The sequence below is a fragment of the Pantoea sp. X-Soil-YNGN-785 genome (assembly GCF_059730585.1).
This window is the reverse complement of sequence record NZ_AP035942.1, coordinates 819130-831519: the sequence shown is the minus strand read 5'-3', so window position 1 is coordinate 831519 and position 12390 is coordinate 819130. Positions and strand designations below refer to the sequence as shown.

At 54.1% G+C, this 12390-nt stretch carries 12 protein-coding genes; all 12 read right to left on the bottom strand.

Annotated features, from left to right (window positions below; genetic code table 11):
- Positions 1–10: 10 nt before the first annotated feature.
- Positions 11–637 carry a ribonuclease HII gene (rnhB, locus tag AC6I8E_RS03655; RefSeq protein WP_497824439.1) on the bottom strand — a complete coding sequence of 209 codons (627 nt, stop codon included), beginning with the start codon at positions 635–637 and terminating at the stop codon, positions 11–13.
- Complete coding sequence (gene lpxB / locus AC6I8E_RS03650; RefSeq protein WP_013356848.1) at positions 630–1778, bottom strand: lipid-A-disaccharide synthase; 1149 nt, start codon at positions 1776–1778, stop codon at positions 630–632. Before lpxB ends, rnhB begins: the two co-directional genes overlap by 8 nt.
- 3 nt (positions 1779–1781) lie before the next feature.
- Positions 1782–2570 (bottom strand): acyl-ACP--UDP-N-acetylglucosamine O-acyltransferase, encoded by a 789-nt coding sequence (gene lpxA, locus AC6I8E_RS03645; RefSeq protein ID WP_013356847.1) that lies wholly within the window; start codon positions 2568–2570, stop codon positions 1782–1784.
- Between the two features lie 3 nt (positions 2571–2573).
- Positions 2574–3029 carry a 3-hydroxyacyl-ACP dehydratase FabZ gene (fabZ, locus tag AC6I8E_RS03640; RefSeq protein ID WP_003852639.1) on the bottom strand — a complete coding sequence of 152 codons (456 nt, stop codon included), beginning with the start codon at positions 3027–3029 and terminating at the stop codon, positions 2574–2576.
- Between the two features lie 152 nt (positions 3030–3181).
- The gene (gene lpxD, locus AC6I8E_RS03635; protein WP_013356846.1) at positions 3182–4207 is read right to left on the bottom strand and encodes a UDP-3-O-(3-hydroxymyristoyl)glucosamine N-acyltransferase; all 1026 of its coding nucleotides are present in this window, start codon (positions 4205–4207) and stop codon (positions 3182–3184) included.
- 3 nt (positions 4208–4210) lie between these two features.
- Positions 4211–4708, bottom strand: a complete 498-nt coding sequence (gene skp / locus AC6I8E_RS03630) for a molecular chaperone Skp (RefSeq protein ID WP_003852644.1) — start codon at positions 4706–4708, stop codon at positions 4211–4213.
- A gap of 110 nt (positions 4709–4818) precedes the next feature.
- On the bottom strand, positions 4819–7230 hold the full coding sequence (gene bamA, locus AC6I8E_RS03625) for an outer membrane protein assembly factor BamA (protein WP_195857328.1): 2412 nt from the start codon (positions 7228–7230) through the stop codon (positions 4819–4821).
- Between the two features lie 51 nt (positions 7231–7281).
- The gene (gene rseP / locus AC6I8E_RS03620; RefSeq protein ID WP_061061656.1) at positions 7282–8628 is read right to left on the bottom strand and encodes a sigma E protease regulator RseP; all 1347 of its coding nucleotides are present in this window, start codon (positions 8626–8628) and stop codon (positions 7282–7284) included.
- A 12-nt stretch (positions 8629–8640) separates the two neighbouring features.
- A complete protein-coding gene (gene cdsA / locus AC6I8E_RS03615; RefSeq protein WP_497824438.1) occupies positions 8641–9498 on the bottom strand; it encodes a phosphatidate cytidylyltransferase in 858 nt (285 codons plus the stop codon).
- Between the two features lie 18 nt (positions 9499–9516).
- Positions 9517–10269 carry a (2E,6E)-farnesyl-diphosphate-specific ditrans,polycis-undecaprenyl-diphosphate synthase gene (ispU, locus tag AC6I8E_RS03610; protein WP_009091989.1) on the bottom strand — a complete coding sequence of 251 codons (753 nt, stop codon included), beginning with the start codon at positions 10267–10269 and terminating at the stop codon, positions 9517–9519.
- A 181-nt stretch (positions 10270–10450) separates the two neighbouring features.
- Entirely contained in the window at positions 10451–11647 is a 1197-nt protein-coding gene (ispC, locus tag AC6I8E_RS03605) for a 1-deoxy-D-xylulose-5-phosphate reductoisomerase (RefSeq protein WP_033731633.1), read from the bottom strand.
- Positions 11648–11758: 111 nt separating this feature from the next.
- The gene (gene frr, locus AC6I8E_RS03600; protein ID WP_033731632.1) at positions 11759–12316 is read right to left on the bottom strand and encodes a ribosome recycling factor; all 558 of its coding nucleotides are present in this window, start codon (positions 12314–12316) and stop codon (positions 11759–11761) included.
- Between the last annotated feature and the right edge of the window lie 74 nt (positions 12317–12390).

Below are 12390 nucleotides of genomic sequence, written 5' to 3'. Positions count from 1 at the left end.
CGTCAGGCTATTAAAGCGTAAGGATCTGGCGGGCAGCCAGTACTTCAGCGTCGAGCAGCGCGTTGCGTACAGGCGCAAAACTGCGACGGTGGTGCGGCGTGGCGCCATACTGCGTCAGTTTTTCCATATGCAGCGCCGTCGGATAACCTTTGTGCTGCGCAAAACCATACTGCGGGAACAGCAGATCCAGCTCGGCCATTTCACGATCGCGCGACACTTTGGCGATGATGGAGGCTGCACTGATTTCGGCCACCAGGCCATCCCCTTTCACCACGGCCTGTGAAGGCATTGGCAACGCCGGACAACGATTACCATCAATCAGCACATAGTCGGGCTGAATACTCAGGCCAGCAACGGCGCGCTGCATCGCCAGCATAGTGGCGTGCAGAATGTTGAGCTGATCAATCTCTTCCGGCTCTGCACGTCCCAGACTCCAGGCCCGCGCCTTCTCTTTGATTTCGTCATACAATGACAGGCGGCGCTTTTCCGACAATTTCTTGGAGTCAGCCAAACCGGTAATCGGATTAGCCGGGTCGAGGATGACGGCAGCAGTGACCACCGCGCCGACCAGCGGACCACGCCCCACTTCGTCCACACCGGCAATCAGTCTGGCGACAGGATAGATAAAATCAGGCATTCACCAGCTCCAGTACCGCATCCGCTGCCTGCTCATCGGCGTTCCAGCGGATCTGTTGATGTAATTCATGAAACGTCTGCAGCAGGGTTTCGCGCTCAGGCCCGGCATGCAGCAGCGGATCTAACGCCGCGGCCAGGGCTTCTGGCTGACACTCATCCTGCAGTAGCTCTTTGACCAGCTCACGCCCGGCCAGCAGATTCGGCAGAGAGACATAAGGCGTCTTTACCAGCCGTTTCGCCAGCCAGAACGTGGCCGGCTTCATGCGATAACCGACGACCATAGGGCATTTTGCCAGCATGCACTCCAGTGCGGCAGTACCTGACGCCAGGAGTGCGGCATCGCTCGCAATCATCGCTTCACGTCCCTGACCATCCAGCAGATGCATCGGCAGCTCAGGAGCGACGTCAGCTTTAATTTTTTCAAACTGTTCGCGGCGACGGGCATTAACCAGCGGCACCACGATTTCCAGTGCCGGATAGTGACGACGCAACAATTGCGCTGTTTTCAGGAAATCAGCGCTGAGCATTTCCACTTCTGCGCCTCTGCTGCCGGGCAGCAAAGCCAGACAGAGTGCATCATCGGCAATGCCGAGATGACGGCGCGCAGCCTGCTTATCAGGTTGCAGCGGCATGGCATCTGCCATGGTGTGGCCGATAAAGCGACAGGGAACGTTATAGCGATCGTAGAAAGCTTTTTCAAACGGCAGGAAGGCCAGCACCAGATTGGTGTTACGACCAATTTTAAACACGCGCTTTTGCCGCCATGCCCACACCGAGGGACTGACATAGTGGATCGTGCGAATGCCCGTGCGTTTAAGGTTGCCTTCCAGCGTGATATTGAAATCGGGCGCATCAATCCCGACAAAGACATCGGGTCTGAGTTCGGTAAAACGCCGGGTGAGATCGCGGCGAATTGTCAGCAAACGTCGCAGGCGGCCCAGCACCTCAACAATGCCCATCACCGCCAGCTCTTCCATCTCATACCAGGCTTCGCACCCTTCCGCCTGCATCAGTGGTCCCGCCACGCCGACAAAGCGTGCATCAGGATGACGGGCTTTCAGGGCACGAATGAGACCTGCACCAAGAATATCGCCGGAGGTTTCTCCGGCGACCAGGGCAATCGTTAAAGGACGCGCTGACATGGATTAACGAATTAATCCACGGGTTGAACGGGTGAAGAAGTCGTAGAAAGGCTGCACTTCGCTGTGCTGCTGCGCGATGGCTTCGATTTCTGGCTTCACTTCTTCCAGCGTTCTGCCGCTGCGATAGAGCAGCTTGTAGGCATTGCGAATCGCGTGCAACGACTCTTTGCTGAAGCCACGGCGCTTAAGACCTTCGATATTGATCCCGAACGGCGTCGCGTGGTTGCCCTGCGCAATAACGTAAGGCGGCACATCCTGCGCCACGCCGGAACAGCCACCTACCATCACGTGAGCACCGATGATGCACCACTGATGTACCGCTGTCATGCCGCCAATAATGGCGAAATCATCGACCGTCACGTGACCACCCAGGGTGGCGTTGTTGGCGAAGATACAGCGGTTACCAATCACGCAGTCATGCGCAATATGGACATTGACCATCAGCAGATTATCGCTGCCCACCGTGGTGACATGGCCACCCTGCGTGGTGCCGCGATGAATCGTCACGCTTTCACGGATGCGGTTGCGATCGCCGATCTCAACCCGTGTTGGCTCACCGGCATATTTCAGATCCTGATTCACTTCACCAATCGAGGCAAACTGATAGATCTGATTATCTTTACCGATACGCGTGTGGCCGTTCACCACAACGTGTGACTTCAGTACCGTTCCTTCACCGATTTCAACATTCGCGCCAATAAAGCAAAACGGGCCAATGTGAACGCGGGCGCCAATAACAGCGCCCTCTTCAATGACAGAACTGGGATGGATAGTGGCGGTTGGATCAATCACGAATTATGCCTCCCGGCTGCGGGCACACATCATGGTCGCTTCACAAACGATTTTACCATCGACAGTCGCCACGCCTTTAAAGCGGGTCAGACCACGGCGGGTTTTCTCGAAAGTGACTTCCATGATCATCTGGTCGCCTGGTACCACAGGGCGCTTGAAGCGGGCACTGTCGATACCGGCAAAGTAATAGAGTTCACCTGGTTCCAGTTTACCTACGCTTTTAAACGCCAGAATACCGGTGGCCTGCGCCATCGCTTCCAGGATCAGAACGCCAGGAAAAATCGGTTTACCAGGGAAATGCCCCTGGAAAAACGGTTCATTAACAGAAACGTTCTTCACTGCACGCAGGTATTTGTGCTCTTCAAATTCCAGCACGCGGTCTACCAGCAGAAACGGATAGCGGTGCGGCAGCAGCTCTAAAATCTCTTCAATTTTCAGAGTATGAGTTTCAGTAGTCAAAATACTCTTCCTGTCCTAAAAATCTGATGACATCAATAACACGGCCTGCACAGATCAAAATGATCTTCCGCAGGCCGCAAATAGGTTCTGTGGCGCCGGGCTTCCCTGCTTAACATTTTTATTATGAAAGCCGGTCAGTTTTGGGATGGCGGTTAGTCGTCTTTGCCGACCTTGCGCTCGATGGCTTTTAAGCGTTTGCTCATGTCATCGATGTTCATCACCAGCGCTGCAGTTTTGCGCCAGGTTTTGTTGGGTTGCAGCGGAATGCCTGACGAATAGACACCAGGCTCTGTGATAGGACGCATGACCATACCCATACCGGTCACCGTTACTTTGTCACAGATTTCCATATGGCCGTTAATGACGCTGGCACCGCCAATCATACAGTAACGCCCAATTTTCAAACTACCCGCCATGATCACACCGCCTGCAACCGCAGTATTGTCGCCAATAACTACGTTGTGAGCGATCTGGCACTGGTTGTCTATGATAACACCATTGCCGATCAGAGTGTTATCAAGCGCACCGCGATCGATGGTGGTGCAGGCACCTATTTCGACGCGATCGCCGATAATTACCGCGCCTAACTGCGGGATTTTCACCCAGTTACCGCGATCGTTGGCATAGCCGAAACCATCAGAACCGATGACGGTACCTGACTGAATCAGACAATCCTGGCCGATTTCGATCTCGTGATACACAGAGACGTTGGCCCAGAGGCGGGTTCCGCTGCCGATACGGGTTTTTTTGCCCACAAAGCATCCCGCACCAATGACTACGTTATCACCCAGCTCAACGTCCGCTTCGATCACCGCATTGGCACCAATGGCAACGTTATTGCCAAGTCGCGCTGAGGGATCGATGACTGCGCTGGGGGCGATATTCTGCGCCGGCTGTGGCGTGGTATCGAGTATTTGTGCCATACGCGCATAGGTCAGGTAGGGATTTTTGACTACCAGCGCTGCGGTTTTGCACCACTCCAGATCCGCTTCCGTCAGCACCACGGCTGAGGCCTTTATCAGGGCGAGTTGCTCGCGGTAACGGCTGTTTGCAAGAAAAGTGATTTGGCCAGTTGTGGCGGATTGCATAGAAGCAATGCCGGAGATGACGATATCGCCATCTCCGTGCAATTCTGCATCCAACTGCTGGGCTAAATCAGCCAGTCGAATAGATGACATGAATTATTTAACCTGTTTCAGCACGTCAGCAGTGATGTCTTTTGCGTTTGATGCATAAGCCACCGCGTTAGCGTCGATCACGACGTCGTAACCATCGCTGTCAGCGACTTTCTTCACGGCATCCTGAATACGGCTCAGCAGCTTATTACGCTCTTCCATCTGACGACGGCGATTGTCCTGCTCAAAAGCCTGCGCTTTTGAAGAGAAAGCTTCACGCTGTGACATGACATCTTTTTCCATACGGCTGCGTTCGCTGGCCTTCATGGTAGAACCGTCACGCTGCAGACGCTGCATTTTGGTTTGCAGATCGCGCTCCTGGCTCTGCAACTCAGTTGCACGGCCTTTGAACTCGTTTTCCAGCTGTTTAGCAACAGTCGCACGTTGCGGTAACTGTTGGAAAATGCTGGACACGTTTACCACTGCAATTTTGTCAGCAGCCTGAACACCAGCGGAGACCGCTAAAGCAAGACCCAGACCTGCGGCACACAACAACTTTTTCACTATAAACTCCTTACCATCAACGTTTGTGTCAGCGACACAGTGTTTGCCCCGGAACAGCAACAAGTGCTGCCCGGCAGCAAGACTTCAGCTATGCATCCATGCTCAGAACATTACCAGGTTTTACCAATGTTAAACTGGAACTGCTCTGACTTGTCTCCATCGACTTTCTTAATCGGCTGGGCATACGAGAACACCAGCGGGCCGAGCGGTGACATCCACTGCAGCGCCACACCGCTTGATACGCGGATATTGTTTGGATCGCTGTAGTCAGGAATACCCGCAGCACGTGTTTTAGCGGTGTTTTCCCAGTGGGTATCCCACGCAGTACCGGTATCAACAAACACCGAGGTACGCACCGAGTTAGCATACTTCTCGCTCAGGAACGGCGTTGGCGTAATCAGCTCAAGGCTGGCAATCGCCATGGCGTTACCGCCCACCGCATCGTCAGACTTACAAACGCCATCCGGATCGGCAATGCGGCAGTTCGACGAGTTGTTATTGTAGTAAGCCGCTTTCGGTCCAATGGTGTTGGACTGGAAGCCACGCACGGTGCTCGAGCCACCGGCGTAGAAGTTCTCATAGAACGGCATCTCTTTGCCGCCGAGACCATCGCCATAGCCAACACGACCACGGCCCAGCAGCACCCAGGTACGATCCTGGTTAATCGGCACATACTGCTGAGTGTCCAGCGTGGCCTTATAGAAGCTGTTATCTGAGCCTGGAATCGTTACCTTACCGTTCAGGTTGGTACGGTTACCAGATGTCGGGAAGAAGCCGCGGTCCAGCGTGTTGTACGTCCAGCCGTAGTTAAAGGTGAAGTCATCGGCTGAGAATTCGCCTTTGTCATTCAACTGCTGCGGCTTGCCGACTGAATCCAGATAACGCCACATCGCAACCTGCGGCTGCATGTTTGACAGGTCATTGTGGACATAGCCCAGACCGACACGCAGGGTGTTGTTTTCGTTAACCGGGAAGCCAAGCGTGCCATCCAGACCATAACTTCGGTTGGTATAGTCAGACAGATCCGCATTGTCCGCTTTGAAGTCGTTATAGAACAGACGACCACCCAGACTCACACCATCAACGGTGAAGTAAGGGTCAGTAAGCGAGAATTCAGCATAGGTCTGGTAGTCATTTTTGGTGCCGCTGATGCCCACGGTATTACCGGTGCCCAGCCAGTTATCCTGCGTTACCCCGACCTGGAAGCTCACACCACTTTCGGTGCCGTAGCCGACGCCGAAGTTAAAGGTACCGGTGTTACGCTCTTTAACCTTATAGACCACATCAACCTGGTCCGGCGAACCAGGCACACGCTGCGTATCCACATCCACGGTTTCAAAGTAACCGGTACGGTTCAGACGCTCTTTACCCTGCTCAACCAGATCGCTGCCCAGCCATGCGCCTTCCATCTGACGCATTTCGCGACGTAACACCGAGTCTTTAGAGGTGTCATTGCCTTCGAAACGGACGTTACGCACGTAGTAGCGGTTACCCGCATCGACGTTGATATGCAGTTTTACGGTTTTATCGGCGTCGTTGATTTCAGGCTGTGTGGCGACACGCGGATAGGCATAGCCGTAGCGGCCCAGCAGTTTCTTGATGTCATCTTCCATTTTCGTGACTTTGGCGCCGTTATAAAGCTCGCCTGCCGGAATTTTGGTCAGATGCTCAATTTCTGCTGAATGGCCTGCCATGCTGCCATTGACGATCACACCAGCGATTTTGTACTGGTCACCTTCGGTGATATTCACCGTGATGTAGATGCCTTTTTTATCTGGCGTCAGGCTGACCTGAGTCGAATCGATGTTGAAGCGGGCATAACCGCGATCCAGATAGAAGCTGCGTAGGGTCTCAAGGTCGCCCGCCAGTTTCTGCTTCTGGTATTTACGATCGCCGACCACGTTCCACCATGGCACTTCATCGCGCAGCTGGAAACGGGAGATCAGTTCATCGGAGCTAAAGGCTTTATTACCGACGATGTTGATCTGCTGAATTTTGGCAGAGACACCTTCCGTAAAGACCAGCTTCAGATCAACGCGGTTACGCGGCAGTGGCGTGACCACGGCTTTCACATTGGCGGTATATTTACCGACGCTGTAATAGAAGTCTTCAAGTCCCTTCTCGATAGAAGAGATGGTAGTACGGTCCAGCGCTTCGCCGACACGGACACCTGAAGCCTCCAGATTTTGTTTGAGCTGATCCTCTTTCACCGCTTTGTTACCGGTGAAGGTAATGCTGGCAATGGTAGGACGTTCTTTGACCTGGACAATCAGCGTTGTACCGTCTCGCAGGACCTGAACATCCTCAAAGTTGCCAGTAGCGAACAGCGAGCGAATGGTATTTCTGACATCATCGTCATTCACCGTATCGCCAACCCGTACTGGCATGCTCAGCAAAGCCGCGCCGACGGCGACTCGCTGCAGCCCTTCGAAATGAATATCCTTCACCACGAAATCGTCTGCACCGTAAACGGTGGCGCTGCTAAACAGCAGCGACGCTATGAGCAACTTTTTCATCGCCATCGTTGTTATGCGTTTTCCTAACACATCCCTCGAATGTTCGCGTTCCAGCGGTTACAAACGTGAGAAATCATTGAAAAGTGCAAGCCCCATTAACAGCACCAGCAGAATTGAGCCGATGCGATAACTAAAGTCCTGAACTCGCTCGGACACCGGTCCACCTTTGATCTTTTCGATCGCCAGGAACAGCAGGTGCCCACCATCTAAAACCGGCAAAGGGAACAGGTTGATAATGCCCAGGTTGACGCTAATCAACGCCAGGAACATCAGGTAGTAAATCAACCCATACTCCGCTGACAACCCTGCACCCTGCGCAATCGAGATTGGCCCGCTCAGGTTGTTCAGCTTCACATCACCGGTTATTAACTTGCCCAGCATGGAAACGGTGAGCTTCATCAGTTGCCAGGTTTTTACACTGGCCTCACCGATAGCCGCAAACGCGCCATACTGCCTTACCGTCTTGTACTCTTCGGGCAGCGGAACAATGCGCGGAATCACACCCGCAAAGCCCGCTGTCGTGCCAGCTTTCGCTTCTGGCGTCATCGTCAGCGCAATTGATTCACCGCCGCGATCCACCTCAAGCGCCATGCTTTTGCCGGGATTGTCCCGGACCTGGGTAACAAACGTCTGCCACTGCGATAATGGCTGACCATCGACTTTAACGATCCTGTCGCCTGCTTGCAAACCGGCTTCACTGGCTGGCGAATTCGCCTGAACTTCTGCCAGTGTGGTCTCAATTTGCGGACCGCGAGGCTGAATGCCTAACGCGACGACCGGATCCTGCTTATCAGGCTCAAACTGCCAGTTACGCAAATCCAGCTGCTTCTGCTGAGTCGCATCCTCGCCAAATCGTGCCACCGTTAACGTGGTGCTGCTGTCGCCGATTTTACCCACCAGCGCCATACGCACAGCATCCCAGTCAGGCGTTTCGATACCGTCAACGGCCTTAAGTTCCATGCCGGGCGCAATTTGCGCTTCCGCAGCGACCGAACCGTTTAAAATTTCACCGATTACCGGGCGCACACCAGGCACGCCGTGAATAAACACAACCCAGTAGGCAAAGATGGCAAAGAGGAAGTTAGCGACAGGACCTGCCGCAATGATGGAGGCACGTTGCCAGACGGCTTTATTATTAAAAGCCTGATGACGCAGCTCGGCTGGCACGCTTTCGACACGTTCGTCGAGCATTTTCACGTAGCCACCAAGGGGAATCAGCGCGATGACAAATTCCGTGCCGTGGCGGTCACGGCGCTGCCAGAGCGACTTACCAAACCCAATGGAAAAACGCTCAACCTTGACGCCACAGCGACGAGCGACCCAGAAATGGCCAAACTCATGAACGGTAATTAACACGCCCAGCGCAACGATAAAGGCGAAGAAACTCCAGATTATGCTCAACATCTTTGCCTGTCCTTAAAGGGTGCGGAACACCAGCAGCAATAAACAGGCAAACACCGGCACTGCCGCAGTCAGACTATCAATGCGATCAAGAATGCCGCCGTGACCCGGTATCAGATTGCCACTGTCTTTGATACCCGCTTCACGTTTAAACATACTTTCAGTGAGGTCGCCCAGCACGGAGGCCAGCGTTGCGATAACCGCGCAAATCACCAGCGTACCGGTGGAGACCGTCAGCGGCGCCAGCGAGGCAAACAGCAGCGCAATCAGCGCAGAAGAGACCAGGCCGCCCAGGAAGCCTTCCCAGGTTTTACCTGGCGAGACCTTCGGTGCCAGCTTGTGCTTGCCGAACATCTTGCCAAACATATAGGCACCTGAATCCGCACCCCACACCAGCAGCAACACAAACAGCAGCCACCAGGCACCGGCGAAGTGATCGGTTTCGTAATGATACTGGCGCAGCGCCACCATGCCCCAGAAAAAAGGCACCAGCGTTAGCACGCCAAACAGTAAGCGGAGCGGGCGCGAATGACGCCAGAAGGCCGCAGATGCGGGATAAGAGAGGACCAGCAGCAGTGCAACGACCCACCACACCAGCGACGCCCAAAGCGATGTCGCGACCTGGGGCAGATGCACCGTGTGTTGATAAGGCGGCAACGTAAACTGCATCAGCGCCAGCAGCAGACCACAAAGTACAGCCATCCAGACGCGCTGTTGCCGTGATGCCATCCCTGCAAACTGCCCCCATTCCCAGGCGGCCAGCATGCAGATAACGATGGTTGTAAGGGCAAAGCCCACAGGTGGTAACCAGAACAGTGCAGCTATTACCAGCGGAATTAATATCAACGCGGTAATCAGACGAGACTTCAGCAAAGGTTACCCCCAGATTGCTCAGGCGCCGCCTGGTGCAGCGCCGCCAAAACGACGCTCCCGCAGAGAGAATGCATTCAGTGCACCTTCAAAAACGTGTTCATCGAAATCCGGCCAGAGCACATCGGTAAAATAGAATTCAGCATAGGCAATCTGCCACAGCAGGAAGTTGCTAATCCGATGCTCTCCCCCGGTCCTTATCACTAAATCCACTGGCGCCAGCTCCTGCATACAGAGCTGCGACGTCAGGCTCTCTTCGGTAATCTGGTCAGGACGCAGTAATCCTTCCTGCACCTGCTCAGCCAGTTTTTTCACGCCTTCGATAATATCCCAACGGCCGCCATAGTTGGCAGCAATGTTGAGCGTCAGGCCACTATTATTTGCGGTCAGCGTCTCAGAACGGCGAATACGTTCCTGAATACGCGGGCTGAAACGGCTGGTATCGCCAATGACGCGTAAGCGAACATTGTGTTTGTGCAGGCTTTTCACTTCGCTGTCGAGCGCCCAGACAAACAGTTCCATTAACGCGGTGACTTCCTGCGCCGGACGGCTCCAGTTTTCACTGCTGAAGGCGTAAAGCGTCAGGGCTTCAAGATTGTTGCTGACCGCAAAGCTGACGGCGCGGCGCACCGATTTAACGCCCGCTTTGTGGCCTGAAATACGCAATTTTCCCTGATTTTTGGCCCAGCGACCGTTGCCATCCATGATGATAGCGACGTGGCGCGGACCGTTTCCCTGCTGGTCATCAGTGTTGTTGTGATTGTTAGACGACATAACGCTTAACCAATTCCTTTCATCAGAAATGCTGTGGTTTCTGAATACATTGCGCCCGATTCAAATCCCGACACGCTTTTGGTGCCGGGCCACACCGAATTCGGTGACAGACCGTGAAACGCGAGCCAGCGACTATACCATTTTCACCTGAAGCGAACAAATGGCCTCATAACGATCGGCTTCACGACGTGAAGCGCGGCAACATTTCTGCCGCCAGCGCGCGCGCGGAGCGATCAATTTCAAGGACAGCGTCCACCGAATCAGGCTCCGGACACACCTGTGCCGCCATCACCGCGCTATTAAGCGCTGCGATGTCGGTGAAGCGGATCTGGTGGTTCAGGAAAGCCGCGACGGCAACCTCGTTGGCTGCATTCAGCGTGGTGGTCGCCGCCTGCCCTGCATCACAGGCATCAATGGCCAGTTTCAGGCAGGGGTAGCGACTAAAATCAGGTTCTGCAAAGCTCAGCGCCGACATGCGGGTAAAATCCAGCGGCGTCACGCCTGCTTTGATGCGCGAAGGCCAGGCCATGCTATGGGCAATGGGCGTACGCATATCGGGAGAACCTAACTGAGCCAACACGCTGCCATCGCAGTATCGCACCATAGAGTGAATCACCGACTGTGGGTGAAGGATCACTTCCATCTGCGCTGCGCTGGCATTAAACAACCAACGGGCTTCAATGTACTCAAGACCTTTATTCATCATGGTGGCCGAATCGACAGAGATTTTTCTCCCCATCGACCAGTTCGGATGTGCACAGGCCTGATCAGGCGACATGGCGCTGAGATCCGCTAAATCTGTGTCACGAAAAGGACCACCCGATCCCGTAAGGATAATTGACTCAATGCCATTATCCCGCAGGTCAGCGTAACCTAACTGATGCTGGATGGTAGCCGGTAAACTCTGAAAAATGGCGTTATGTTCGCTGTCGACCGGTAGTAACTGCGCGTTATGATGACGCACCGCCTCCATAAACAAACGGCCGCAGGTGACAAGCGATTCTTTGTTGGCCAGCAATACCGTTTTACCGGCGCGAATGGCGGCCAGCGTTGGCAGCAAACCTGACGCACCGACAATGGCCGCCATCACCTGATCCACCTCATCCAGCGCGGCCAGCTCACAGGCTGCCTGAACGCCGGAGAGCACTTCAGTATTGACCCTGATTGCTCTCAGTCGCTCACGCAGCGCAGCGGCAGAAGTTTCGTCTGCCATGCAGGCGTAGCGTGGCGTAAAGGCCGCACACTGTTCGGCCATCAGCGCCACGTTATGGCCGGCAACCAGCGCCGTAATCTGATAAAGCTCTGGGTTGGCGCGAACCACCGCTAGCGTACTGGTGCCGATCGAGCCGGTGGATCCCAGCAGAGTTAATCGCTTCATGAGGCTATCCGTGTGAAGTCAGCGTGCCCGCAGGCACAATGTAAAACGCCGCCAGATGTCGCATTCATACGAATACCTCTCTGTACGGCGTTTTGTCCGGCAGTGATGGAATCAGAAATCCATCAGCTCCGTTTCTTTTTCTGACAGTGCAGCATCAACTTTCTTGATGTACGCATCGGTCATTTTTTGCACTTCGTCCTGCGCACGACGTTCGTCGTCTTCGCTGATTTCTTTATCTTTCAGCAGCGCTTTGATTTTATCGTTGGCATCGCGACGGACGTTACGTACCGACACACGGCCCTGCTCGGCTTCGCCGCGCACGATTTTAATCAGATCTTTACGACGCTCTTCTGTCAGCGCTGGCAGCGGAACACGAATGTCAGTACCGGCTGAACTTGGGTTCAGACCGAGATCGGACTTCATGATCGCTTTTTCGACTGCCTGGCTTAGTGAACGATCAAACACGTTGATTTTCAGCGTGCGTGAATCTTCCACAGTGACAGAAGCCAGCTGACGCAGTGGCGTCGGCGTGCCGTAATATTCGACGACGATGCCGTCGAGCAGCGAAGGTGACGCACGACCGGTACGCACTTTGCTGATGGTAGTTTTGAATGCTTCAACGCATTTTTCCATGCGCGTGTCAGCATCTTTTTTGATGTCGTTAATCACGTTGAAACCCTTGGATTCGGTTTGACCTGGCCAGTTCCGGCATAACCGGAAGCGGGATCGATAATCATCGATAA